The 24,415-nt window shown below is 67.2% G+C and carries 22 protein-coding genes; 4 read left to right on the top strand and 18 right to left on the bottom strand.

Annotated elements, in window-relative coordinates:
- Nucleotides 1–5: 5 nt before the first annotated feature.
- The 4 genes from AC4LGL_RS13105 to AC4LGL_RS13090 form a co-directional block, all read right to left on the bottom strand.
- On the bottom strand, nucleotides 6–998 hold the full coding sequence (locus AC4LGL_RS13105; protein ID WP_491839060.1) for a phospholipase D-like domain-containing protein: 993 nt from the start codon (nucleotides 996–998) through the stop codon (nucleotides 6–8).
- Complete coding sequence (locus AC4LGL_RS13100) at nucleotides 995–2,770, bottom strand: ABC transporter ATP-binding protein (RefSeq protein ID WP_491839059.1); 1,776 nt, start codon at nucleotides 2,768–2,770, stop codon at nucleotides 995–997. The genes AC4LGL_RS13105 and AC4LGL_RS13100 overlap by 4 nt, the downstream gene beginning before the upstream one ends.
- A gap of 130 nt (nucleotides 2,771–2,900) precedes the next feature.
- Entirely contained in the window at nucleotides 2,901–3,809 is a 909-nt protein-coding gene (locus AC4LGL_RS13095; protein ID WP_491839058.1) for a sterol desaturase family protein, read from the bottom strand.
- A gap of 5 nt (nucleotides 3,810–3,814) precedes the next feature.
- Nucleotides 3,815–4,456 carry a TetR/AcrR family transcriptional regulator gene (locus AC4LGL_RS13090; RefSeq protein ID WP_491839057.1) on the bottom strand — a complete coding sequence of 214 codons (642 nt, stop codon included), beginning with the start codon at nucleotides 4,454–4,456 and terminating at the stop codon, nucleotides 3,815–3,817.
- 95 nt (nucleotides 4,457–4,551) lie between these two features.
- On the opposite strand from AC4LGL_RS13090, the gene AC4LGL_RS13085 reads away from it, so the two are divergent.
- Nucleotides 4,552–5,079 (top strand): hypothetical protein, encoded by a 528-nt coding sequence (locus AC4LGL_RS13085; RefSeq protein WP_491839056.1) that lies wholly within the window; start codon nucleotides 4,552–4,554, stop codon nucleotides 5,077–5,079.
- A gap of 82 nt (nucleotides 5,080–5,161) precedes the next feature.
- On the opposite strand, the gene whiA is transcribed toward AC4LGL_RS13085, so the two are convergent.
- From whiA to uvrC, 4 genes are read right to left on the bottom strand one after another with little or no spacing between them, the layout of a single operon-like run.
- Nucleotides 5,162–6,139, bottom strand: coding sequence for a DNA-binding protein WhiA (whiA, locus tag AC4LGL_RS13080; RefSeq protein WP_055113667.1), 978 nt, complete (start codon nucleotides 6,137–6,139; stop codon nucleotides 5,162–5,164).
- The gene (gene yvcK / locus AC4LGL_RS13075; protein WP_064877987.1) at nucleotides 6,136–7,197 is read right to left on the bottom strand and encodes a uridine diphosphate-N-acetylglucosamine-binding protein YvcK; all 1,062 of its coding nucleotides are present in this window, start codon (nucleotides 7,195–7,197) and stop codon (nucleotides 6,136–6,138) included. The genes whiA and yvcK overlap by 4 nt, the downstream gene beginning before the upstream one ends.
- Nucleotides 7,194–8,108, bottom strand: a complete 915-nt coding sequence (gene rapZ / locus AC4LGL_RS13070; protein ID WP_491839055.1) for an RNase adapter RapZ — start codon at nucleotides 8,106–8,108, stop codon at nucleotides 7,194–7,196. The genes yvcK and rapZ overlap by 4 nt, the downstream gene beginning before the upstream one ends.
- Nucleotides 8,109–8,145: 37 nt before the next feature.
- Nucleotides 8,146–10,209: an excinuclease ABC subunit UvrC gene (uvrC, locus tag AC4LGL_RS13065; protein WP_491839054.1), complete on the bottom strand. Its 2,064-nt coding sequence runs from the start codon at nucleotides 10,207–10,209 to the stop codon at nucleotides 8,146–8,148.
- Nucleotides 10,210–10,259: 50 nt separating this feature from the next.
- Here uvrC and AC4LGL_RS13060 point away from each other — a divergent pair, with 50 nt between their 5' ends.
- Nucleotides 10,260–12,224 (top strand): gamma-glutamyltransferase family protein, encoded by a 1,965-nt coding sequence (locus AC4LGL_RS13060; RefSeq protein WP_491839053.1) that lies wholly within the window; start codon nucleotides 10,260–10,262, stop codon nucleotides 12,222–12,224.
- Nucleotides 12,225–12,234: 10 nt separating this feature from the next.
- Here AC4LGL_RS13060 and AC4LGL_RS13055 read toward each other — a convergent pair whose 3' ends face one another.
- From AC4LGL_RS13055 to AC4LGL_RS13040, 4 genes are all read right to left on the bottom strand, one after another.
- Nucleotides 12,235–12,711, bottom strand: a complete 477-nt coding sequence (locus AC4LGL_RS13055; RefSeq protein WP_491839052.1) for a PH domain-containing protein — start codon at nucleotides 12,709–12,711, stop codon at nucleotides 12,235–12,237.
- Nucleotides 12,712–12,719: 8 nt separating this feature from the next.
- Nucleotides 12,720–13,199, bottom strand: coding sequence for a 6,7-dimethyl-8-ribityllumazine synthase (ribH, locus tag AC4LGL_RS13050; RefSeq protein ID WP_055113660.1), 480 nt, complete (start codon nucleotides 13,197–13,199; stop codon nucleotides 12,720–12,722).
- The gene (locus AC4LGL_RS13045; RefSeq protein ID WP_003880816.1) at nucleotides 13,196–14,524 is read right to left on the bottom strand and encodes a bifunctional 3,4-dihydroxy-2-butanone-4-phosphate synthase/GTP cyclohydrolase II; all 1,329 of its coding nucleotides are present in this window, start codon (nucleotides 14,522–14,524) and stop codon (nucleotides 13,196–13,198) included. The genes ribH and AC4LGL_RS13045 overlap by 4 nt, the downstream gene beginning before the upstream one ends.
- A 97-nt stretch (nucleotides 14,525–14,621) precedes the next feature.
- Nucleotides 14,622–15,221: a riboflavin synthase gene (locus AC4LGL_RS13040; protein ID WP_055113658.1), complete on the bottom strand. Its 600-nt coding sequence runs from the start codon at nucleotides 15,219–15,221 to the stop codon at nucleotides 14,622–14,624.
- Nucleotides 15,222–15,294: 73 nt separating this feature from the next.
- Between AC4LGL_RS13040 and AC4LGL_RS13035 the strand changes: the two genes are divergently transcribed.
- Nucleotides 15,295–16,011 carry an LppX_LprAFG lipoprotein gene (locus AC4LGL_RS13035; RefSeq protein ID WP_491839051.1) on the top strand — a complete coding sequence of 239 codons (717 nt, stop codon included), beginning with the start codon at nucleotides 15,295–15,297 and terminating at the stop codon, nucleotides 16,009–16,011.
- On the top strand, nucleotides 16,011–17,693 hold the full coding sequence (locus AC4LGL_RS13030; protein ID WP_491839050.1) for an MFS transporter: 1,683 nt from the start codon (nucleotides 16,011–16,013) through the stop codon (nucleotides 17,691–17,693). The genes AC4LGL_RS13035 and AC4LGL_RS13030 overlap by 1 nt, the downstream gene beginning before the upstream one ends.
- 314 nt (nucleotides 17,694–18,007) lie before the next feature.
- Here the strand turns inward: AC4LGL_RS13030 and ribD are convergent, their stop codons facing one another.
- From ribD to AC4LGL_RS13000, 6 genes are read right to left on the bottom strand one after another with little or no spacing between them, the layout of a single operon-like run.
- Entirely contained in the window at nucleotides 18,008–19,009 is a 1,002-nt protein-coding gene (gene ribD / locus AC4LGL_RS13025; protein WP_491839049.1) for a bifunctional diaminohydroxyphosphoribosylaminopyrimidine deaminase/5-amino-6-(5-phosphoribosylamino)uracil reductase RibD, read from the bottom strand.
- Nucleotides 19,006–19,683 carry a ribulose-phosphate 3-epimerase gene (rpe, locus tag AC4LGL_RS13020; RefSeq protein WP_491839048.1) on the bottom strand — a complete coding sequence of 226 codons (678 nt, stop codon included), beginning with the start codon at nucleotides 19,681–19,683 and terminating at the stop codon, nucleotides 19,006–19,008. Before rpe ends, ribD begins: the two co-directional genes overlap by 4 nt.
- A gap of 5 nt (nucleotides 19,684–19,688) precedes the next feature.
- Complete coding sequence (locus AC4LGL_RS13015; RefSeq protein ID WP_491839047.1) at nucleotides 19,689–21,089, bottom strand: RsmB/NOP family class I SAM-dependent RNA methyltransferase; 1,401 nt, start codon at nucleotides 21,087–21,089, stop codon at nucleotides 19,689–19,691.
- On the bottom strand, nucleotides 21,086–22,015 hold the full coding sequence (gene fmt, locus AC4LGL_RS13010) for a methionyl-tRNA formyltransferase (protein ID WP_491839046.1): 930 nt from the start codon (nucleotides 22,013–22,015) through the stop codon (nucleotides 21,086–21,088). Before fmt ends, AC4LGL_RS13015 begins: the two co-directional genes overlap by 4 nt.
- Nucleotides 22,016–22,048: 33 nt before the next feature.
- A complete protein-coding gene (locus AC4LGL_RS13005; RefSeq protein WP_491839045.1) occupies nucleotides 22,049–22,585 on the bottom strand; it encodes a LemA family protein in 537 nt (178 codons plus the stop codon).
- Nucleotides 22,579–24,399, bottom strand: coding sequence for a DUF2207 domain-containing protein (locus AC4LGL_RS13000; protein ID WP_491839044.1), 1,821 nt, complete (start codon nucleotides 24,397–24,399; stop codon nucleotides 22,579–22,581). The genes AC4LGL_RS13005 and AC4LGL_RS13000 overlap by 7 nt, the downstream gene beginning before the upstream one ends.
- Between the last annotated feature and the right edge of the window lie 16 nt (nucleotides 24,400–24,415).

Here is a 24,415-nt window from a genome sequence, read left to right as displayed (position 1 = left end):
GTGCATCAGATTTCGCGGTCCCGTAGGGCTAGTTGGTCGACTTCGTGCGGATCCTGACCCACCAGATCGGCGATCAGTCCTTCGTCTGACAGGTCCATCGGCTCGGAGTGTTTCCAGTCGTGATGGGCCACCTCGTTGAGGCGCTTGATGATGTGATGGTCGGTCACTTCGATGGCCAATTCGCGGCGGTGGTCGAAGCTGCCCGGGGAGAAGTTGATCGAGCCGACGATCGCCCGCTCGTGATCGGCGAGGATCATCTTCGCGTGCAGCTTCATGTGCTTGAGGCGGTGGATCTTGATGCCGACGTCGTCGAGGATGCGCATTCCACTGACGCCTTCGAGCAGCTTGCCCGACTTGAGATGGTGGGCCGCGCGGGCCATGACGTGAACCTTCACCCCCCGGTGCGCCGCCCGCACCAACCGTTCGATGATCACCGGGTCCTGATACCGCTCGTTCTGGACGAACAACGTGTGCTTGGCGGTGTCGATGAACTCGGCGATGCGATGCCTACCGTTGGTCGGGCACCAGATCAGGTGTGCTCCACCGCCGGGATCGAAGTCCTCACGCGCCCAGTCGGCCTCGAAGCAGTCGATGATCTCGGCGACTTCGTAGGCGCTGGGGGTGACGACGGCGTAGTCCCGCGTCAGGGTGAAGTTCTCCTCGGTCCAGTTCAGCGACTCGACGAATGCGCGCTCATCGTCGACGACCATGGACTTCTCGTGCGTCAGGTCGAAGGCCGGGTTGCTCTCACGGACCGCGATACCGAACCGCTGCAACGTCTCCCGGGCGACGTCGTTGTCGGTCTCGCCGTCGCGCCGCTCGGGGTTGAGCATGACCTTGACGTCGACACCGCGCCGGTGGGCCGCCACCACCGCCTCCAACAGCGGCCGGTGGCTGAAGGCGAACATCTTGATGCGCACCGACCGGGTCGACTCCCCGATCGCATCGATCACCGGCTTTGCGGAGTCGTCGGGCAGGATGATCAGCGAACGCGTCACGTTGTCTCGTCCTCGTATTGGATGCGGTGCAGTTCGGCATATCTGCCGCCGGCGGTGAGTAGTTCGGTGTGCGTGCCCTGCTCGACGACGCGCCCCTCCTCGAGCACGACGATCGTGTCCGCGTCACGAATTGTGCTGAGCCGGTGGGCAATCGTGATCACCGTGCGGTCCTTCATCAACCGCTGCAGCGCGGACATCACGAGACGCTCGGACTCGGCGTCCAGCGCTGCGGTCGGTTCGTCGAGGATGAGGATCGGGCTGTCCCGGATGAGCGCACGGGCGATGCCGATGCGCTGACGCTGACCGCCGGAGAGGGTGAGGCCACGCTCCCCCACCGGGCTGTCGTAGCCCTGCGGCATCTCGGAGATGAACTCGTGGGCGTTGGCCAGTTTGGCCATTTCGACGATCTCGTCGTGGTCGGCGTCGGGCCGGCCGAACGCGATGTTGTCGCGGATGGTGCCCCGGAACAGGACCGTGTCCTGCAATACGTAGGCGATCTGCCGGCGGAGTTCGTGAAGTTTGTAATCGCGCAGGTCGATTCCGTCGACGCGGACGGTACCCATGCTCGGGTCGTAGAACCGCGGAATCAGGCTGACCAGGCTGGATTTTCCGCTTCCGGTGTGTCCGACGACGCCGACCAGTTGGCCCGGTTTCACCTCGAAGGTGACGTCGCGCAGCACGGGTGTCTCGCTGTCGTAGCTGAACGCCACGCGCTCGAAACTGATCGCACCCTTGATGCGCTCGGTGTCGATGGCGTCCGGTTTTTCCTCGACCGATGTCTCCGCGGTGAGCAGGGCGTTGACGCGGTCCACCCCGACCGAGGCCATGGCGATGGTGTTGGTGAGCTTGGCCAGATCCTGCACCGGCTTGAAGAACGAGGCCAGATAAGAGATGAAGACGGTCAACGTGCCCGCCGTCATCGCACCCGCGAGGATGAGCGCCGACCCGCGCCACAGCACCACCGCGGTACAGGCGGCCACCACGACGCCGACGATGGGCGACACCACCGATTTCACGCGCCGCGCATTGAGAGCCGCATCGACGGCCTGCTGGCCGGCGGTCGCCAGCTCACGCTCCTGCATGTCCTCGCGATCGAACGCCTTGACGACCCGGATGGACTGCAGGCCCTCCTCCGCGACCGCGACGATGTCGGATTCCCGTCTGCGCACCTCATGGGTCGCCGCCTTCACGGCCTTCCGGATCCGGGACACGAACAACAGGAGCAGGGGCGCCACGGCGAGCGCGATGAGCGTGAAATCCCACTGCAGCCACAACATCATGGCCAACATCCCCACGATGGTCAGCAGGTCGGTTGCGATGCCCAGGGTCGAGGACGACGCGAAGCTCTGGATGGTGTCGACGTCGTCGGTGAGCGTGCTCAAGATGGGGCCGACGCGGTGGGTGTCGAAGTAGTTGAGCGACAACTGCTGCAAGTGGTGGTAGGCGCGGGTGCGCAGGTCGTTGCCGATGCGCTGGCCGACGGTTTCGGTCAGGTAGTTGGAGATGTACGACGCGATCGCCGCCACGACGGCGATGACCAGGACCATGATCGCCGCGAGACCGGCTATGTGCATCTTGGTTTCGCCGCCCAGCAGCGGCTGCAGCAGTCCGTGCAGCCACCCGGGCAGCGGGTGGTGACCGACCACGCTGTCCAGCACGACCTTGAGTGGCCACGGCGCGGCAAGGCCGGTGGCGATCTGCACCAGCAGCACGGCAAAGATTCCGGCGATCAGCAACCGGTAGGGGCGGATCAGCTCAAGAATCAGTCGCATCGGGAGCGCCGCCTCGATTGTTGGTGTTGACGTCGAAGTTTGTCGCCACACACTACAACGCCATGGTGACGTCGGCGCGACGCAATCGCCACATCCCGGCGGGTGTCGGCAACTACGCAGGCTGATTCCCCTAGCTTGCCGCGGCCTGAACCGTCAGCTTCTGTGCGTTGCGCTCGACAGTCGTTGCGGTAGCGGCATTTTCGCTCCATCCGGGCGGACCGAACAGGTAGCCGAGACGGCCACGCCAGGTCCGGGCCCGCCACACGTCGCCGACCATGGCCACGAACTCGTGGTAGTTCACCTTGATCGGATTGTGGGTGTCGATGTTCTTGGTGAGGCCATACCGGACGGGCTCACCTTCAGCGACGAAGGTGCCGAACATCCGGTCCCACAGGATGAAGATGCCCGCGTAGTTCTTGTCGAGGTAGGGGTTGTTCGCGCCGTGATGCACGCGGTGGTGCGACGGCGTGTTGAACACATACTCGATCGCGCGGGGCAACCGGTCGATGCGCTCGGTATGGATCGGGAACTGGTAGAGCAGAACGATCGCCTGCGACAGGAACACCAGCCAGGCCGGGATCCCGATGAGGGCCAGCCCCGCATAACCGATCGTGGACAGAAATGACCCGGGGATCAGCCAGGACAACCGCGTGGCCGTGGACAGGTTGAAGTACTGGCTCGAGTGGTGCACGTTGTGGGCAGCCCAGAACATCCGGATGCGGTGCGACATCCGGTGTTGCAGGTAGTAGGCCAGGTCGGCCAGCACGATGGCCAGCACCCAGACCCACCAGTGCGAAGCCGAGAGGTGTAGCGGTGTCACGGCGGCGGCGATCGCCACCATCGGTACCGCGATGAACTTGTCCAACGGCCGCAGGATGAAACCCAGCGCATAGATCGAGAGGTTTGTGCCGGTATCCCGCCAGGAGATGCCGGCACGGGGCCGGGCGGAGTCTTTGTCGAAGTGGTAGCTGAGGAACTCGACCGCCATCAGGACGAAGAACGCGGGCATGGCGTAGAGCCCGATGCGCAACGGATCCATCGCGACTACCCCTTGGCTTTCTTGGGCATACCGGACAACTGCCAGGACAGCGCCTGGCCGAACAGTTCCTCGGGCACCCTCGTCGGATCGATGCGCCGCTGCCGGATCAGCCCCTGGAACAGCGCGAGCACCACCACGGTGAATCCGTCCAGCGAGACGCTGTCGTCGACGTTGTTGCGCTCGAGCGCCTCGGCCAGGATCTGACGCAGTGAGGCCAGCGTGCGGGCGGACCGGCCCTGCAAGATCTGCATGCCGTCGGGATTGCGCACCGCGTGCAACCAGAATTCGGCCTGGATCGCCTCGAACTCGATGTCGTTGTCGGCGATCTCGACGAGCATCCGTCCCAGCGCGACCAGCGGTCCGTCGGCGTTCTCGGAGATGGTCTGCGCCACCTGGTCGAGCCGACCGGAGGCACGTTCATTCATCAACTCGGAGAACAGCTGCTCCTTGCTGGAGAAGTTCGAATACACCGCGCCGACCGAATATCCCGCCACCGCGGCGATCTCGTCCACCGACGCCGCGGCGTAGCCCTTGCGGGCACAGGTCTGGGCGGCCGCGTCCAAGAGCGCCGCCCGGGTCCGGGCCTGGTTTTCTGCCCGCGTCCGCCGCACCGGCGTCGCCTCATCACCGTTTCGATCGTCAACCATATTTCAGATAATAGTCGTTATCCGAGTTTTCGGATAGTGTTCGCTATCCGAAATATTCCATGGGCCGGTCAGCGGTCGATCGGGATAATCGGCGAGTGTCCTTCTTCGGGATCCCGGGGTATCAGCCGCAATGGCTCGTCGGCCGCCACACAGTTGCTCGCGCCCACGGGCCTCGTTTGCACGCACTGGTCGGCCGCCGCCTCACCCGCAGCTGGCTGGTCTGGAACCGCACCAACGATGAGTGGCTCGCCGACTGCCCCGTCCTGCTGGACTTCGAGGGCGAGCAGTTAGAGCTCACCCACCAGAAAATCGACGATCTGTCCGTCACCTGGAGCAGCATCGACCCCGGTGAGCCGATCGCCTACGGTGAGGATCCGAAGGACATCTCCCTGATATGGCGAGACGACGCATGCGTGCGGCTTGCAGCCTTTCACGGACAACAGCTCCACACCGTCGAACTTCTCGTGTGGAGCGGCAGCGAAACCGACCTCGCCGGCGATATGGTCGCGGTCAGCTTCGGCTTCGCCCACGACCGGATCACCATCACCAACGGCCTCGACGACAACGCCATCGAATTCGGCACACCCGAGCCCGAATACCGTAGCCACCCACTGCACAACTGAGCCGGATTCCCGCAACGTGGCGTCGACTCAGCCAAAAGGCGTCGCCAGCAGTATTTTTCGGTGGTGGTACGCGTTACGACGTTCAGGCGTCGTCGAGAAGGTCCGGAGTCACCGCCGACTCGGTGTCGGGCAGCCCTTCCTGCTTCGCCTTGCGGTCGGCCATCGAGAGCAGGCGCCGGATACGGCCGGCCACAGCATCTTTGGTCATCGGCGGATCGGCGAGCCGGCCCAACTCCTCCAGCGATGCCTGCCGGTGCTCGACCCGCAACTTGCCCGCCGCAGCGAGGTGATCTGGCACCCCGTCGCCGAGGATGTCCAACGCCCGCTCCACCCGGGCCGCCGCCGCCACCGCGGCACGCGCCGACCGGCGCAGGTTCGCATCGTCGAAATTGGCCAGGCGATTGGCAGTGGCCCGGACCTCGCGGCGCATGCGCCGTTCCTCCCACGTCAACCGCGTGTCCTGGGCACCCATCCGGGTCAGCAAGGCGCCGATCGCCTCGCCGTCGCGGACGACCACCCGGTCAGCGCCGCGCACCTCGCGGGCCTTGGCACTGACCCCGAGCCGCCTGGCCGCCCCGACGAGGGCCAGGGCTGCTTCCGGGCCGGGGCAACTGACTTCGAGCGCGGACGAGCGACCGGGCTCGGTCAACGATCCGTGAGCGAGGAATGCCCCGCGCCACGCGGCCTCGGCGTCACCGACGCTGCCGCCGACCACCTGCGCGGGCAGGCCACGGACCGGGCGTCCACGGAGGTCGAGCAATCCGGTCTGCCGCGCCAACGCTTCGCCGTCGGCGGCCACCCGCACCACATAGCGGGTGTTCTTGCGGATACCACTGGCCGACAGCACGTGAACCACCGCGTTGTACCCGTAGAGGTCGTAGATGTCCTTGCGCAGGCGTCGCGCGATGATCCCGAGATCCACCTCGGCTTCCACCACCACCCGGCCGGCCACGATGTGGAGGCCACCGGCAAAACGCAACAACGACGCCACCTCCGCGCGGCGAGCGCTCACCGAGTTCACTACCAGGCGGCTCAGCTCGTCCTTCACTTCGGCTGTCATCGCCACGGATCGTCCCCTCTCGGTGTATTCGGCGCCGGCTCCTGGTGCGCCACGTCGACCGACCTCGCAGCGGGCGTGGGAACGGTGGACTCCTGCACTGCCCGGCCCGGCCCCGTCGCGCGCAACCGGACCCCCTCCAGCACCGCGGCCAACTTCGCCGGGTCATGTAAAGGTGTACCAGGTCGGGACACGTCAGCAAACTCAACGCGGGCATTGAGGATGTTGGCTGTGCGGCTGAGTTGCTCCCGTTCCCGGTCGCTCGGCACTCGGCTGGCATCGACGATGATGTCATGCACGCTGAAGTCCGGAGCATGCTGGGCCAGAACGTGGATGTGACGCTCGGCCGAGAACCCCGCCGTTTCGCCCGGCTCTGCAGCCAGATTCAACACGAGCGCGCGCCGCGCCGTCGTCGCCCGCAACGCCGCCGCCAACTGCGGCACCAAGACGTGCGGGATCACACTGGTGAACCACGAGCCTGGCCCGAGCACCACAAGGTCGGCACTCATGATGGCCTCCACCGCCTGCCGGGTGGCCGGCGGATCCCCGGGCAGCAACCGCACCCGACGCACCTTGCCCACCGTGGTGGCGATCGCCACCTGGCCGCGGATCACCCGGCTCATCCGAGGATCGGACTCCAGACCCGCCACATCGGCCTCGATCTGCAGGGCGATGGGGCACATCGGCAGCACCCGGCCCTTCACCCCCAGAATGCGGCCGAGCTCGTCGAGTGCCGCGACCGGGTCAGCCAGCACCTCGCTGAGGCCCGCCAATATCAGATTGCCGATCGGATGGCCGGCCAGCGCGCCGCTGCCACCGAACCGGTGCTGAATGATCGTCGCCCACAATCGACCGTGCGGGCTGTCAGAAGCCAAGGCCGCCAACGCCATTCGCAAGTCACCAGGGGGCACCACGTCGAGTTCGCTGCGGAGCCGTCCCGATGAACCGCCGTCGTCGGCAACCGTCACCACGGCCGTCACGTGTGGGCTGAGCCGCCGAGCCGCCGACAGGGTGGCGTACAACCCATGCCCTCCACCGAGGGCCACGATCCGCGGGGTCATTCGCGACCCAGATCCCGATGCAGCACGTGAACGGTGAGCCCGTCACCGCCCTGCAACCGCTCCGCCAGCGCCTCGGCGATCGCCACGCTCCGATGTTTGCCGCCGGTACACCCGATGGCGACGGTCATATAACGCTTCCCCTCCCGGCGGTAACCGGCGATCACCACGTCCAACAGACGATGGTAGGTGTCGAGAAATTCCCTGGCGCCTGGTTGACCCAGTACGTAGTCACGCACATCCGGATGCTGGCCGCTGTGCGGCCGCAACTCGTCCACCCAGTGCGGGTTCGGCAGGAACCGCACGTCCATCACGGTGTCCGCGTCCATCGGCAGGCCGTACTTGTACCCGAACGACTCCACAGTGACATTCGTGTAGGCGACGGTCTCACCGCCGAACGCCCGCTCGATGCTCTCACGTAACGCCGGCACCGGGAGCGCAGATGTATCGATCACCAGGTCAGCCGCCGCACGCACGGGAGCCAGCAACGCCCGCTCGGCAGCGATCCCCTCGGCCAGGGTCTGTGTGCCCTGCAGCGGGTGACTGCGGCGGTTCTGCTCGTAGCGGCGCACCAGAATGTCGTCGGACGCCTCCAGGAACAGCACCCTCGGGGTGATACTCCGTGCGGCCAATTCGTTGCGCACCCAATCCAGATCACCGGTGAAGCCCCGTGACCGCACATCCATCACCACGGCCAGCTGGGTGATCCGCGACCCGGCGGCCAACCCCAACTCGACCATGCGGGCGATCAGCTCCGGTGGCAGATTGTCCGCGACATACCAGCCGAGGTCCTCCAACACCTTGGCCGCGGTACCGCGGCCGGCTCCCGACAGACCGGTGACCAGGACCACGTCGATCCCCGAATCTGCGTTCGCACCACCGATGATGCTGCCCTCGCGCAGATGTTCGTTCATGCGCGATCCGCCTGGCTAGTCATGTCCCCGTTACCCGTCATCCCGACACCCTGCGTCGATCATCCTCGATAAGCGTTGCGGGCGCCCCTGAATCGCCCAGTCCGGCGCTGTTCCCACTTCGCGGGTCACCGTTTTCGGGCGATGACGGCCCGCCGCCGAGCGCAGCCAGGACAGCCTTCGCCGTCGCCACCCCGATCCCCGGCACCGCGGTGATCTCGTCGACCGTGGCCTCCTTGAGCCGCGCCACCGAGCCGAAATGCGTCACCAACGCCTTGCGACGCTGTTCGCCCAAGCCACGCACCGAGTCGAGCGCCGAGGCGGTCATCCGCTTCGACCGCTTGCTGCGGTGGTAACTGATCGCGAACCGGTGTGCCTCGTCGCGCACGCGCTGCAACAGGTACAGCCCCTCGCTGTTCCGCGGGAGAATTATCGGTTCAGGCGCGGATCCGTCTTCTGAAGGCACCCACACTTCCTCCAACCGCTTGGCCAGCCCGATCACCGCGACGTCGGTGACCCCCAGTTCGTCGAGCACCGCGGCCGCCGCGTTGACCTGAGGGGCACCGCCGTCCACCACGAACAGATTGGGTGGATAGGCGAACCGGCGCGGGCGCTGGTCGGCACCTGCCTCCGGCTGTGAATCGCTCACGTGCCGCAGGAAACGACGTCGCGTCACCTCGGCGATCGAGGCCACATCGTCCGAACGGCCGTCGCCGGCGGCCTCACGGATCGCGTAATGCCGGTAGTCCGACTTGCGCGGCAGCCCATCCTCGAATACCACCAGCGAGGCGACCACGTCGGTGCCCTGCACGTGGCTGATATCCACGCATTCGATCCGCAGCGGCGCATCGGCCAGCCCGAGGGAATCCTGAATGCTCTGCAGCGCTTCCGATCTCGCGTTGAAATCGCCGGCGCGCTTGAGCTTGTGCTGGGCCAGTGCCTCACGCGCGTTGCGTTGGACAGTCTCGGCCAGGGTGCGCTTGTCACCGCGCACCGGTACCCGCAGGCTCACCCGCGAACCACGAAGGCCCGACAACCATGCCGCCAGTTCGTCGGCATTCGGCGGCAGCACCGGCACCAGGACCTCACGGGGCACCGGGTTGGTGGCCTCGTCGGCCGCACCACCCAGTTCGGCCTGCTCGCCGTAGAACTGGGTGAGGAACTGTTCTACCAATTGTTGTTGCCCGGACTGCTCTGGATCCGAATCACGGGTCGCCTCCGGCTCCGAAGACTTCTCGACGATCCAGCCGCGCTGGCCGCGCACCCGGCCCCCGCGTACGTGGAACACCTGCACGGCTGCCTCAAGATCGTCGTCGGCGAATGCCACCACGTCGGCATCGGTGCCGTCACCCAGCACCACGGCCTGCTTCTCCAGCGCACGCTTGAGCGCCGCGATGTCGTCGCGCAGCCTGGCGGCCCGCTCGAAATCCAAGTCCTCGGCGGCGGCCAGCATCTGCTGTTCCATGTCGCGGGCCAGCCGATCGGTCTTGCCTGCCAGGAAGTCGCAGAAATCCAGCACGATCCGTCGGTGCTCCTCGGCGCTGACCCGACCGACGCACGGCGCCGAGCACTTGTCGATGTAGCCGAGCAGACACGGGCGGTCGATCTGCCTGTGCCGCTTGAACACTCCCGCCGAGCAGGTCCTGGCCGGGAAAACGCGGGTCAGCAGATCGAGTGTCTCGCGGATGGCCCAGGCGTGCGAATACGGGCCGAAGTACCGCACACCCTTGCGCCGTGGCCCGCGGTACACCATCAGTCGCGGGTACTCCTCGTTGAGCGTCACCGCCAGCACCGGGTACGTCTTGTCGTCGCGGTAGCGGATGTTGAAGCGTGGATCGAACTCCTTGATCCAGTTGTACTCCAGCTGCAGCGCCTCGACCTCGGTGGTCACCACAGTCCACTCGACACTGCCCGCCGTCATCACCATCTGCCGGGTGCGCGGCGCAAGGCTCGCCACGTCGGCGAAATAGGACGTCAGGCGGCTGCGCAGGCTCTTGGCCTTACCGACATAGATGACCCGACCATGCGGGTCCCGGAACCGGTACACGCCAGGCTCCACGGGGATCGATCCGGGCGCCGGCCGGTACGTCGCTGGATCGGGCACGGTTTCCAGGTTACTGCCGCGATCCGACCGAACTCCGCTACCGTCGAACTGTGCGGTTGCTGGCGTCCACCCGTTCGGTCATCACGCTGCTCAGTGTCGTCGCTGTGATCCTTGCCGGATGCGCCGACGGCGATCGGCGCCCGGCCAGGACCGATGCCGGGCCGTGCCAGATCCTGTCGAACGGCACCCCGGAGCCCAAGGCCCCGGCAGCGCCGACACCGGCCACACCGCCGGCACCACCGACACCGGACCTGGCGACCAACCCCGAGATCGGCACCGGATACCGCAGTGACATGACGGCCGTCCACACCTCCACCTACGCGGTGGCCACCGCCAATCCCCTGGCCACCGAAGCCGCCTGCAAGGTGCTCCGCGACGGCGGCACCGCGGCCGACGCCCTGGTGACCGCGCAGGCCGTGCTCGGCCTGGTCGAACCGCAGTCCTCCGGGATCGGCGGCGGTGGCTTCCTGCTGTACTACGACGCCGCGGGCAACGCAGTGCGCGCCTACGACGGGCGTGAGACCGCGCCGGCAGCGGCGACCGAGAACTACCTGCGCTGGGTGTCGGACACCGACCGGACCGTCCCCAAACCCGACGCCAGGGCGTCGGGCCGCTCGATCGGGGTGCCCGGCATCGTGCGACTGCTCGACGACGTCCACCGCCAGTTCGGCAAGAAGGCCTGGCGCGATCTCTTCGACCCGGCGGTGTCGATGGCCGATCGGGGATTCGACGTCAGCCCGCGCCTGGCTGCCGCGATCGAGGCGGCCGACGCACAACTTCGGCTCGACCCCGCCGCCGCCGGCTACTTCCTCAACCCCGACGGCAGCCCCAAACCCGTGGGCACCCGCATGACCAACCCGGCTTACGCGAAAACCTTGGGCGCCATCGCATCCGAGGGGGCCAAGGCCTTCTATACCGGTGACCTCGCCCGCGCCGTCGTGGCCTCCGCCGCCGACACCAGCGGCGGGCGCACGCCCAGTGCCCTCACCGAGCAGGATCTCGCCGGATACGCGGTCAAGCAGCGTGACCCGGTGTGCACCACCTACCGTGGCCGTGAGGTCTGCGGGATGCCACCCCCGTCCTCGGGCGGTATCGCGGTAGCGGCGACCCTCGGCATGCTCGAGCACTTCCCGATGAGCGATTACAAGCCGGCCCGCGTCGACCTCAACGGCGGTCATCCGTCGGTGACCGGGGTACACCTGATCACCGAGGCCGAGCGTCTCGCCTACGCCGATCGCGACCGGTACGTCGCCGACACCGATTTCGTCCCGCTGCCCGGTGGATCACCCGAAACCCTGCTCGACGGCGCCTACCTCACCGGCCGGGCCGCACTGATCTCCCGAGGACACACGATGGGCGTAGCCGCACCCGGCAACTTCGCACCACCGATGACCATCCCGCCCGCGCCCGAACACGGCACCAGCCAGATCAGCATCATCGACAGCTTCGGCAATGCGGCGTCGCTGACCACCACCATCGAGTCGGCGTTCGGGTCGTTCCACATGGTCGACGGCTTCCTGCTCAACAACCAGCTCACCGACTTCTCGGCCGAGCCGACCAGCGTCGAAGGTACGCCGATACCCAACCGGGTCCAGCCCGGCAAGCGCCCACGCAGCACCATGGCCCCCACCCTGGTATTCGACAAGGCCGGGCCACAACGGGGTCCGCTGTATGCGGTCCTGGGTTCACCCGGCGGTTCGGTGATCATCCAATTCGTGGTGAAAACCCTTGTCGGCATCATGGATTGGAACCTGGATCCGCAGCAGGCGGTATCGATGATCGATTTCGGCGCGGCCAACACGCCCGTCACCAACGTCGGCGGTGAGCATCCGTTGGTCGACACCGTCGCCAACGGCGACCGCGATCAACTGGTCGAGGGCCTGCGCGCACTGGGGCATCAGGTTTCGCTGGCCGATCAGTCCAGTGGGCTCGCAGCCCTGGTACGCACGTCGCCGGGCTGGATCGGTGGGGCCGACCCACGCCGCGAAGGTGTGGTGCTCGGCGATGCCGGCTGACCGCTCGGTGTCAGCCCAGATCTGAGCAATACCGGTCCATCAGGACCCGGACCTCGTCCATGGCCGCGACGGCACGTCCCTTGTCGATCGCCTGGATCGCCATCACCGCGATGTACTCATCGTCAGGCAGATCCAGGCGGGCCCAGCGGGCCCCGACCGGGAAGGTGATGCCGAGTACCTCGGACCACGGGAACACCTTGAAGCTGACGAGATTCCGCACGGCCACGCCCGCCGGCCCGACCTTCAGCCGAGGCCGCGCGAACATCAGCACCACTCCGCCGATGATCGCGCCGAGCAGGGCGATCGCGACCTGGTCGGAGGTCTGGAAGACCACTCCGGTGGAGCCCACCTTCAGCAGCACACCGACCGCCACGTGCGCAAGGAAGATGATCAGTGCCGCACCGTAGGCGAAATACGGTGTCCGGTAAGGCCGGATCTCAAGATCCCAGCGGTCCCCGGCCTTCTTCTCCGTCTTCTTGTCAGTCATCTGTCCGGTCATGCCTTGGCGCGCAACTCGCGCAACGTCAGCGCGGTGGACAGCGCTGCTGCTGCGGCCTGAGCGCCCTTGTCCTCGGTGGAATCCGGCAGCCCGGCCCGGTCCAGGGCCTGCGCCTCGTTGTCAGTGGTCAACACGCCGTTGGCGACCGGGGTGGACGCATCGAGCGACACCCGGGTCAAGCCCTGCGTCACCGCATCACACACGTAATCGAAATGCGGGGTCTGGCCGCGGATCACGACGCCGAGCGCCACCACCGCGTCATGGGTGGCGGCCAATGCCTGTGCCACCACGGGGATTTCGATGGCCCCGAGCACGCGGACCACCGTCGGCTCGGCGATACCGGCGTCGGCGGCGACCTTGCGCGCGCCGTCGAGCAGCGCATCGCAGATCTGGGTGTGCCAGGTGCTGGCCACGATCGCCAGCTTCACGTTCGAAGCGTCCACCTGGGGCAGATCAGGGACTCCGTGGGCGCTCACAGGCTCGAACCCGAATCGGTCGCGCTGGGCGGCCGGCGGTCACCGAGCAGGTACACCGCCTCGTCGTAGTCGTCCATGCTCACCGCTTCGTCGTAATCCTCGAGGCCGACGAGGTCGTGACCCATCCGGTCCCGCTTGGTCATCAGGTAGCGGATGTTCTCCGAGTTGGCCCGCACCGGCAGCGGCACGCGCTCGATGATGTGCAGCCCGTAGCCGTCGAGTCCGACACGCTTGGCCGGGTTGTTGGTCAGCAGTCGCATGGACCGGATTCCGAGGTCGACCAGGATCTGCGCACCGATGCCGTAGTCACGGGCGTCGGCAGGCAGGCCGAGCTTCAGGTTCGCGTCGACGGTGTCCTCACCGGCGTCCTGCAGCTGATAGGCCTGCAGCTTGTGCATCAGGCCGATGCCCCGGCCCTCGTGGCCGCGCATGTAGAGCACGACGCCGCGTCCTTCGCGCGCCACCATCGCCATCGCGGCGTCGAGCTGCGGGCCGCAGTCACAGCGCCGGGAGCCGAACACGTCACCGGTCAGGCATTCGGAGTGCACCCGGACCAGGACGTCGTGGCCGTCGCTGGCCGGTCCGGAAATGTCGCCACGGACCAGCGCGACATGCTCGACATCCTCGTAGATGCTCTTGTAACCGACCGCCACGAACTCGCCGTGCCGGGTGGGGATCCGCGCCTCGGCGATGCGCTCGATGTGCTTCTCGTGCTTGCGACGCCACTCGATCAGGTCGGCGATCGAGATCAGGGCCAGGTCGTGATCGTCGGCGAAGACCCGCAGCTCATCGGTGCGCGCCATATCGCCTTCGTCCTTCTGGCTGACGATCTCGCAGATCGCGCCGGCGGGCTGCAGCCCGGCCAGACGGGCCAGGTCCACGGCAGCCTCGGTGTGCCCGGGACGGCGCAGCACTCCACCGTCCTTGGCCCGCAGCGGAACCACATGGCCGGGCTTGGTGAAGTCGTCGATGACAGAACCCGGATCGGCGAGGGCACGCATGGTGGTGGCCCGGTCCGACGCCGAGATACCGGTTCCCACATCCTTTTTCGCGTCAACGGTGACGGTGTAGGCCGTGCCGTGCTTGTCCTGGTTGACCGCGTACATGGGCAGCAGCCCCAGCCGGTCGCAGATCTCGCCGTCCAGCGGCACACACAGGTAACCGGAGGTGTAGCGGACCATGAACGCAACGAGTTCGGGGGTGGCCTTCTCGGCAGCGAAGATGAGGTCGCCTTCGTTCTCACGGTCCTCGTCGTCGATCACCACCACGGCTTTGCCCGCCGCGATATCGGCTATCGCCCTCTCGACGGAATCGAGCCTGGTCATCTGCGCCACCTTGCCTGTTCGAATGCCAGGTCCCCCAAGCGGGACCATATGCCGACTCCAGTATGAACCACCGAAATCCAGCGGTTATTGCCAGCTCTTACTCACCGGGACCGGCCATCAGCCGTTCCACATATTTCGCGATGATGTCGACCTCGAGATTGACCGTCGTCCCCACGGCCGCCTGCCCGAGCGTGGTGAGCTCACGCGTGGTGGGGATCAGCGACACCTCGAACCAGTCGTCACCCACCGCGGACACCGTCAGCGAGACGCCGTCGACGGTGATCGAACCCTTCTCGACCACGTAGCGCGACAGCGTGACCGGAAGGCCGATGCGCACGACTTCCCAGTGGTCGAAGGGCGTGCGAGAAATCACAGTGCCGGTACCGTCCACGTGGCCCTGCACGATGTGCCCACCGAGGCGACTGTTGACCGCGGCGGCCCGCTCCAGGTTCACCTGGCTGCCGACACCGACCCCGCCCAGGCTCGACCGGTTCAGCGTCTCCCCCATGACGTCGGCGGTGAATGCTCCGTCGGGCAGCACGTCGACCACGGTCAGGCAGACCCCGTTCACCGCGATCGAATCGCCGTGACCGGCGTCAGCGGTGACCACGGGGCCGCGGATGGTGAACCGGGCGGCATCCGTCAGCTCCGCCTTGTCGACCAGGACACCCAGCTCTTCAACGATTCCGGTGAACACGCCGACCAGAGTATTCGCCTCAACCGGGAGTTGGAGAAAACGCCCGACCGCCGGGAGCCTCTACGATGCAGTAATGCAGACGCGCCCACGCTTCGCAGTCCAGTCCTTACTAGCAATCCTCTTCGCCGCGACCGCGCTGGTCGCGGGTTGCTCGTCGTCGTCCTCGGAGAAGTCGACCGCCCCGCTGCCCGACGCGGCCCAGCTCCTTCAGGAGTCGGCGGCCTCGACCAAGGCTCAGCAGAGCGTCCACCTCCTGCTGACCGTGCAGGGCAAGATCGAGGGTCTTCCCGTCGAGAAGCTCGACGGTGACCTGACCAATGCCCCCGAGGTGGCCGCCCAGGGCACCGCCGATCTCATCTTCATGGGTCAGAAACTGGCTGACGCCAAGTTTGTTGTCTCCGGTGGCGATCTGTATGCCGCGCTGACCCCGGGCGACCCGCTGTCCAATTACGGGCCGGCCGAGAAGATCTACGACATCTCGGCCATCCTGAACCCCGACACCGGATTGGCCAACCTGCTGGCGAATTTCAGCGACGCCAAGGCCGACGGCCGCGAATCGATCAACGGCACCGAGGGCGTCCGGGTGACCGGCAACGTCAGCGCCGATGCGGTCAACAAGATCGCCCCGCAGCTCAAGGCCACCGGCCCGGTCCCCGGCACCGCCTGGATCACCGAGGACGGAGACCACACCCTGCTGCAGGCCAAGCTCGAACCCACCCCCGGAAACAGCGTCACCATGACCCTGACTGACTGGGGTAAGCAGGTCACCGTCGCCAAGCCCGCGTCCTGATGCGGGCCGCGCAAGCGGTGACTGGCGGCCGTAGCCGCCACATCGCGATCAGCGCGGGCAGCCTCGCCGTGCTGCTCGGTGCCCTCGACACCTATGTCGTGGTCACGATCATGACCGACATCATGTCCGACGTCGGGATCGCGATAAACAAGATCCAGCAGGTCACGCCGATCATCACCGGCTATCTGCTGGGCTATATCGCGGCCATGCCGCTGCTGGGCCGGGCCTCGGACCGGTTCGGCCGCAAGATGCTGATCCAGGTCGGTCTGGCCGGCTTCGCGGTCGGCTCGGTGGTCACCGCGCTGTCCGGCGATCTGCAGAGCCTGAACATGCTGATTTTCGGTCGGGTCATCCAGGGCATCGCCAGCGGTGCCCTGCTACCCGTGACCCTGGCGCTGGCCGCTGATCTGTGGGCGGCGCGCAGCCGCGCTGCCGTACTGGGCGGCGTCGGAGCCGCACAGGAATTCGGCAGCGTCCTGGGTCCGCTGTACGGCATCGGTGCCGTCGCGCTGTTCCATCACTGGGAGGCCGTGTTCTGGATCAACGTGCCGCTGGCCATCATCGCCATGGTGATGATCCACTTCAGCCTGCCGGGCAAGGAGCCCAGCGACCACCCCGAAAAGGTTGATGTCGTCGGCGGCCTCCTGCTGGCCATTGCGTTGGGCCTGGCTGTCGTGGGTCTGTACAACCCGGAGCCGGACGGCAAGCATGTGCTGCCCGAGTGGGGCCCACCGCTACTGATCGGCGCGGTGGTGGCAGCTGTTGCGTTCTTCGTGTGGGAGAAGATGGCCCGCACCCGGCTGATCGAACCCGCCGGGGTGAAGTTCCGGCCGTTCCTGGCCGCGCTCGCCGCCTCCCTGTGCACCGGCGCCGCCCTGATGGTCACGCTGGTCAACGTCGAACTGTTCGGCCAGGGCGTGCTCGGCAAGGACAAGTACGACGCGGCCTTCCTGCTGCTGCGATTCCTGATCGCTCTGCCGATCGGCGCGCTGATCGGTGGCTGGATCGCCACCCGCGTCGGGGATCGCATCGTCAGCTTCGTCGGCCTGATGATCGCGGCCGGCGGCTTCTGGCTGATCACCCACTGGTCGATCGACGTGCTCGACAAGACCCACGACCTGGTCCTGTTCCAGTTGCCGGTGCTCGACACCGATCTGGCGATCGTGGGTCTGGGCCTCGGGTTGGTGATCGCCCCGCTGACGTCGGCCACGCTACGGGTGGTACCCGCCGCGCAGCACGGTATCGCCTCGGCATTCGTCGTGGTGGCCCGGATGATCGGCATGCTGATCGGCATGGCGGCACTGTCCGCCTGGGGTCTGTTCCGCTTCAATCAGCACCTGGCCAGCTTGGCGGCCGCCGCGAACACCAGCCAAATGTCGCTGCAGGAGCGGCTGGCGTCGCAGGCCGTCCGCTATCGCGAGGCGTATGTGTCGATGTACGGCGACATTTTCGGGATCACCGCGATTGTCTGTGTGGTGGGTGCGGTGCTCGGCCTGCTGATCGCCGCGCGAAACGTCCACGTCGACGAGTTGGCGGGACCTCCCGAAAGCGGCGACGCCGGTGCGAGCGATGACACGTCGACCGGGCAGCTGTTCCTGCCGACGGAGGCCCTTCCGGTTCAGTCCGCCGACCAAGAGGTTCAGCACACCGACCAGCCGCCGGGACGCCACCGATCCAGCTGATCGGTTCAGCAGCGCTCCACCCCGGGACGCAGCAAACGTGGTGCCCGGTCGGCCTCATCCGGCCGACTGGGCAGCACGAGGCGTAGCGGGGCGCTCACCAGCGCCCGGAGTGTGCGGGGAGTCCATGATGTGCTGGGGAGCCAATCCTGCAGGGCAGTCATATGTGCGTCCTTTGCTCGCGTACACCCGGTGCACATTCGGCAGCGAACGCGCTTTGGTACGAGTGTACCGATCATGACCGACAATGCTCGTCATTTCAGGACCGTAACTTAGGTCACCCTAACCCAGGCTGGCTAACGGCTGCGTGCCTTCTGTCAGTTGGGCACGAGGCTCAGGCGAACATCCGGACCGATGGCGGTGATGCCATCGAACCGCCAGCGCTGCGCATGCACCATGCTCAGCACCCCGATGTCGTCGACCGCGGTGATCGGCCCGCCCAGCAGAATCGGTGCCACGTAAGCCACGATCCGGTTGACCACCCCGGCCCGCAGGAAGGCCCCGGCCAGGGTCGGCCCGCCTTCCAGAAAGACGTCGGTCCGGTCGCCGAGCGACCGCATCACCTCGTGCGGATCATGCGTCCGGATCAGCATCGTGTGCGAATCGTCGTTGAGCACCTTGGCGTCCAACGACACCTCCCGCATCCCCACCACCACCCGCAGCGGTTGGTGATCGGTGAGCGTGCCGTCGGCCCGACGTGCGGTCAGCGCCGGATCGTCGACGAACACCGTCCCGGTGCCGACCACGATGGCATCCGCCGCCGCCCGCTTGCGATGAACGTCCGCGCGGGCAGCCTCACTGGTGATCCACTGGCTGGAACCGTCCGCAGCGGCGCTACGACCGTCCACGCTGGTGGCGAATTTCCATGTGACATGGGGTGATCCGGTGCGCTGCTTGTGCAGCCACTCACGCAACGGTCCCTTCTCGACCTCGTCGGCCAGGAGTCCGGCGCTGACGGTGACGCCGGCATCGGCGAGGCGTTGCGCCCCACCCGCCGCGGCGGGATTGGGGTCGGACACCGCATAGGTGACGCGCGAAACCCCTGATGCCAGAAGCGCATCCGCGCACGGCGGGGTCCTGCCGTGGTGGTTGCACGGCTCCAGGGTGACGACGGCGGTGCCGCCCTTGGCCCGGTCGCCGGCCGCCTGCAGTGCCACCACCTCGGCGTGCGGGCCGCCGGTCGGCTGTGTTCCCCCGACTCCCGCGATCTGGCCGTCACGGTCCAGGATCACCGCGCCGACCGGCGGATTGGGATAGGTCGAGCCCTTGACCTGTTCGGCTTGCTCGATGGCCAGCCGCATCACGGACTCGGGCGTCATAGCGCCAAGTGTCTCGAGGCGCTCGCGGCCTGCTGTCGCAGGGATTTCACCGCGGCGGCCGGATCGGCCGCGCTGTACACCGCGGAGCCGGCGACGAAGCAGTCCACACCGGCCTCGGCCGCCTGCTCGATGGTGTCGGCGTTGATGCCGCCGTCGATCTCCACGACGATGGTCAGCTCGCCGGAATCGACGAGGCGGCGCACCGTGCTCACCTTGGTGAGCACCTCCGGGATGAACTTCTGCCCACCGAACCCGGGCTCCACCGACATCACCAGGAGGGTGTCGAATTCCTTGAGGATCTCCAGATACGGCTCCAGCGGGGTGCCGGGTTTCACCGAAAGGCCGGCCTTCGCGCCGGCGGCGCGGATATCGCGGGCCACGCCGATCGGGTTGTCGGTCGCTTCGGCGTGGAAGGTGACGTTGTAGGCACCCGCCTCGGCGTACGGCGGCGCCCAGCGCTCCGGCTGATCGATCATCAGGTGGCAGTCCATCGGGATATCGGTCACCTTGAGCAAGGACTCCACGACGGGCATGCCCAGCGTCAGGTTGGGCACGAAGTGGTTGTCCATGACATCGACATGCAACCAGTCGGCCCCGGCTACCGCGGCTACCTCATCGGCCAGCCGCGCGAAATCTGCGGACAGGATGGACGGGGCGATCAGGGGTTCTGCCATGGCGATCAGCCTACTTTCAGGGCGGCAGCGAACATCGCATCGGTCCCGTGCCGATGCGGCCACAGCTGGACGTGCGGTCCGTCACCGAGGTCGTCGGCCGGGGCAAACAACTCCCGGGTGTCCAGTTGAGTCACCGGATACCGCCGCACCGCGTCGGCCACCACGCCGACCGTTTCGGCAAGGTGCGGCGAACAGGTCGCGTAGAGGACAACGCCGCCGGGGCGGGTCAGGGCGATGGCCGCAGCCAGCAGTTCACGCTGCAGTTTCGCCAGTCCGGGGACGTCGCCGGGCTGACGGCGCCACCGCGCCTCGGGGCGTCGGCGCAGCGCACCCAGCCCGGTGCAGGGGGCGTCGACGAGAACGCGGTCGAATCCTGGTTCGAGACCCGATTCCCGCCCGTCCACGCGGCGCACGTCGACGTCGAGCCCCCGGGTGTTCTCCTCGACCAGGTCGGCGCGGCGCGGGGCAGGTTCGACCGCGGTGACCCGGGCCCCCGAGGCCGCACCGATCGCGGCCAGCAAAGCGGTCTTGCCGCCGGGGCCGGCACACAGGTCCAGCCAGCGCCCGTTGTCCGGGCCGTCGAGCTCGGCCAGGGTCAGGGCGCGGGCCACCAGTTGGCTGCCTTCGTCCTGCACCTGGGCCGCGCCGTCGCGCACCGCCGCCAACTGTCCGGGATCACCGCCCGGCAGATAGACGGCATACGGCGAGTAGCGGCCGACGGTGCCGTCCGCTTGTTCCGCCAGTTCGGCCGCCGTCATCGCCGTGGGCCGCGCCGCCAGGTGCACCACGGGTCGCTCGTCGTCACTGGCCAGCAGGGCGTCGAGCTCCCCCGCCCTGGCGCCCAGCGCGTCGGTGAAAGCCTGGGCGATCCACCGCGGGTGAGCGTGCAGGAATGCGGCGTGTCCGACCGGATCGGTGGATGCCGGCGGCGCGAGCTGCTCCATCCATTCCTGTTCCGTACTACGCGAGATGGTCCGGAGCACACCGTTGACGAAACCTGCTCGGGCCGTGTCGAATTCGATGCCGGCCTGTTCGACGGTGGTGGACACCGCGGCGTGCGGCTCGACGCGCGTCCGCAACAGTTGGTAAGTGCCCAGGCGCAACAGGTCGAGCAGCACGGGATCGATCCGCTCGGGCGGGCGTCCGGCGGCCGCCTCAATGACGGCGTCGAGCAGTCCCCGGGTGCGACAGGCGCCGTAGGTCAGCTCGGTGGCGAAGGCTGCGTCGCGGCCCTCGATCCCCCGCTCCCGCAGCAGCGCGGGCAGTGCCAGGTTGGCGTAGGAATCGCGCTCCGACACCGCGCGCAGCACATCGAAGGCGGCCCGGCGAGCGGGATCCAACGGGGTGCGCCGGTGCTGGCGGTTGCGTTGCGGCGGACGGTTGGGACGGTTCGGCCTGTTGTTCATGAGGCGCGCACCGATTCGTCGAGCCGCGCGCCGCGGGCCCAGTCGGCAGCGTTCATGAGTTTCTTTCCGGGCGGCTGGATCTGCCCGAGCCGGACGGGTTGCGAGCTGGTACCGACCAGCACCGCGTTGCGTTCGACGCGGATCTCACCGGGGTCCAACGAATCTTCCGACGGCTCCAGCGTGACCGGCCCGACCTTTACCCGCAGGTCCCCGATCATCGTCCAGGCACCGGGATTCGGGGTGACGGCTCGGATCCGGCGGTCGATGACGTGGGCCGGCAGGTCCCAGCGCACCCGGGCCGACTCCACGGTGATCTTGGGTGCCAGGCTGACTCCGTCGGCCGGTTGCGGCACCGCGGTCAGTGCTCCCTCGGCGATGCCGTCCAGAGTGGACTCCAGCAATGCGGCACCCGAATCAGCAAGTCGCCCAAGTAGATCGCCCGCCGTGTCGGTGTCGCGGACCCGCTCGGTCACCACTCCGTAGACCGGACCGGAATCGAGGGCCGGCTCGATCAGAAACGTCGTCGCTCCGGTCACCTCTTCACCCGCCGCCAGGGAGGCCTGCACCGGAGCGGCCCCGCGCCACGCCGGCAGCAACGAGAAGTGCAGATTGATCCAGCCGTGCTGCGGCACCGCCAGCAGGCGCTCGCTCAGCAGCGCACCGTAGGCGACCACCGCACAGCAGTCCGGCGCCAGCTCGGACAGCTCGGCGACGAACTCGTCGGAGTTGGGCTTCGCCGGTCGCAGGACCGGTATGTCGTGCTCAAGTGCCAGGTTCGCGACGGGTGACGGGGCGGGTTTCCCGCGGCGCCCGGCGGCAGCGTCGGGCCGGGTCAGCACCGCAACCACATCGTGGCGGGGCGAGTCGATCAGCCGCTGCAACGACGGGAGGGCGGGCTCTGGGGTTCCGGCAAAGACAAGACGCACCCGACCAGTTTAGGGATTCGGAGTGCTGCTTCCCTAATGCGGCGGCCGGTAGTACTCCCGCTCGGAGACGCCGGCCAGCGGCGCCAGGTACACCCACGGAATCGTTCCGACGAGCCGGTTGAGGGTAGCGACCGCGTCGTTGTAGTACTGCCGGGCGAACGCCAGCTTGTTCTCCGTGTCGGCTAGGTTCTCCTGCAGGTTCAGGAAGTTGGCCGACGAATTGAGTTGCGGGTAGGACGATCCCAGTGCCAGCACGCCGGTCAGCGCCTTGTCCAGATCACGCTCGGCAGCGCTGCGCTGAACCACCGAGGCGCCGCCGGTCGCCGAGGCCAGCGCGGCCTGCGCACCACTGACCCGGCCGAGAACCACCGTCTCGTGCGACGCGAACGTCGCGACGGCCTGAACCAGCGCCGGAATCAGAGCGGCCCGGCGGGTCAGCTCAACATCGATACCGCCGAGCGCCTCGGCGACGCGCACGTCCGCCGCGCGCAGCTTGTTGTAGCCCACGACGAAGCCCACCAACACCGCCACCGCGAGCGCCAGCACCACGACCAACAGCAGTCTCACCACGAGCCGCCTCCTCCCCCTCCACCACCACCGCCGCCGCCTCCACCAGACGACGATGATCCGCCGCTCGACGAAGAAGACGACGATGACTGCGAGGCGGTGTACGCCCCGATCGATGATGACAGTGCCGACTCGAAACTGTCGAAATCCGCGCCGCCGGGCCCGCCGGCAAAACCGTGGCTGCAGTCCGATGACGATGACGACGAGTCATACCAATTGGGTTGGGGTGCAGGAGCCCCCATGGTGTCCTGATACTTCTTCGCCCACATCGCGGCGGCCCCGCCGGCCACCGCGAACGGGATGTAGGCCAGGTACAGGTCCTTGCGCGCGGCGAAATCGAACCTGGACTCCGCCGAATCAGTGGACAGCAGGCGATGAAAGCCCTCTGCGCGCGACCACAGTTCCCGACCGGCAGGAGTCCGCCGGGTACCCACGCCGCCGGACCAGCCGCGCAGCGAGCACAGGAAGAACACCGCGAAGGGCAACCCCCACAATGTGATGCCGAACAAGAGGAAGGAACTGGCCAGGGCCGCGAAGAACGCCACCACATTGGCGACGCGGATCCACAGCTCCTTACGACGCCTGACCATGAATCCGCCGTCGAGCGCCCACTTCCGCACGGCAACGGCCATGTCGGCCTTGGCCTTGCTGAGCTTCTTCCCCGAAGCCGCGGTGTTCTTGGCGGAGAACTCGGCACCCACCGACATCACCTTGAGTGCTGCGCCCACGTCGATGCCGACCGGATCCACTCCGGACCACTCGGCCGGCTTGGCCAGGCCCTTGATCTTCCAATGCTTGTCACTGATTTGCCGCAGCTCGACGAGCCCACGCTCGGCGAGGTGGAACAGCGTCGCGCTGAGCCCGTTCTTGGGGATGGTCTCGGTGCGGATGTACTCGGTCTGCACCGGGCCGAGCCCTTCGGGCGGCGCGTACTGCACCGGGAATCCCGGCGGCGGTTCGACAGTGGTGCGCGTCCAGAAGTAGGCGAGCAGGCCCATCCCGACGGCCACCAGAGCGACCCACGCCAATGTCGTCACCGACCGACCGAGGATCCGGTCCCAGGTGTACGGCCACGGCAGGCTCACCTGCGCCGGAGCGGCGATGTCGACGCCGGCGCGCAGCGTCACCGGTGTGTGGGGCTCGAGATTGGTCGCCGCCAACCGCACGGTTTTGCCGTCGGTGCGCAGGTCCGTGCATGCACTGCCGACGCCCAATCCGACGCTGCAACCGGCACCGGTCACCTCCGCCGGCAGGGTGACCGAGATGTCGGCCCGCTCGATCGCGTTGTTCCAGGCCGGCGCGACGACATTCCAGTAGAACGCCGACTGCGCGTCGGGGTTGCCGCTGTTCGAGGCGAACTGACGGTGAGCGCCGTTGCTTCCCGGGTCGAGGACACCGTCGATCGTGTACCGGATCTCGAAAACGTGGCTGCCCCAGTTCAGCGTCGAGCCGGGGTCACCGATCTTGGCGACCCGGAACCGTTTACCGGTTTCCCACAACAGTTCATACGGAACCGATGAGCCGTCCATCGTGATCGAGGTGATCTCGGGTATCTGCCGCAGCCGGGAGTTGTTCTGGTTGGCCACATCCCAGTACCGGAAGATGCCGTGCCGCCCGCCGGGAAAATCCCCGGTGATGGTCTCTACCGCAGTCATCCGACCGTCGGCGTCGACGGTGAAATCCGCACGGTAATCGGTGATCACCACCGGGTCGGCCGGGCCGGGGCCCGATGCCGATCCACCCGTGAACACGAGCGGCCACAGCAGACCAAAGGCGATGAGCCCCAACGCGAACAACCACGACCACACCCGGCGCATCGCAGCCTCCTGGTTC

The sequence above is a fragment of the Mycolicibacterium arcueilense genome, from assembly GCF_058536225.1.
Note: the sequence above shows the minus strand (reverse complement) of the source record. Positions and strands in the feature narration are given on the sequence as shown.

Bases quoted from the DNA above. Each gene is read 5' to 3' on its own strand.
- AC4LGL_RS13100 (WP_491839059.1), bottom strand. From the start codon at position 2,770: ATGCGACTGATTCTTGAGCTGATCCGCCCCTACCGGTTGCTGATCGCC.
- AC4LGL_RS13095 (WP_491839058.1), bottom strand. From the start codon at position 3,809: ATGGATCCGTTGCGCATCGGGCTCTACGCCATGCCCGCGTTCTTCGTC.
- AC4LGL_RS13090 (WP_491839057.1), bottom strand. From the start codon at position 4,456: ATGGTTGACGATCGAAACGGTGATGAGGCGACGCCGGTGCGGCGGACG.
- whiA (WP_055113667.1), bottom strand. From the start codon at position 6,139: ATGACAGCCGAAGTGAAGGACGAGCTGAGCCGCCTGGTAGTGAACTCG.
- yvcK (WP_064877987.1), bottom strand. From the start codon at position 7,197: ATGACCCCGCGGATCGTGGCCCTCGGTGGAGGGCATGGGTTGTACGCC.
- rapZ (WP_491839055.1), bottom strand. From the start codon at position 8,108: ATGAACGAACATCTGCGCGAGGGCAGCATCATCGGTGGTGCGAACGCA.
- AC4LGL_RS13055 (WP_491839052.1), bottom strand. From the start codon at position 12,711: ATGACTGACAAGAAGACGGAGAAGAAGGCCGGGGACCGCTGGGATCTT.
- AC4LGL_RS13045 (WP_003880816.1), bottom strand. From the start codon at position 14,524: ATGACCAGGCTCGATTCCGTCGAGAGGGCGATAGCCGATATCGCGGCG.
- AC4LGL_RS13035 (WP_491839051.1), top strand. From the start codon at position 15,295: ATGCAGACGCGCCCACGCTTCGCAGTCCAGTCCTTACTAGCAATCCTC.
- AC4LGL_RS13030 (WP_491839050.1), top strand. From the start codon at position 16,011: ATGCGGGCCGCGCAAGCGGTGACTGGCGGCCGTAGCCGCCACATCGCG.
- ribD (WP_491839049.1), bottom strand. From the start codon at position 19,009: ATGACGCCCGAGTCCGTGATGCGGCTGGCCATCGAGCAAGCCGAACAG.
- rpe (WP_491839048.1), bottom strand. From the start codon at position 19,683: ATGGCAGAACCCCTGATCGCCCCGTCCATCCTGTCCGCAGATTTCGCG.
- AC4LGL_RS13015 (WP_491839047.1), bottom strand. From the start codon at position 21,089: ATGAACAACAGGCCGAACCGTCCCAACCGTCCGCCGCAACGCAACCGC.
- AC4LGL_RS13000 (WP_491839044.1), bottom strand. From the start codon at position 24,399: ATGCGCCGGGTGTGGTCGTGGTTGTTCGCGTTGGGGCTCATCGCCTTT.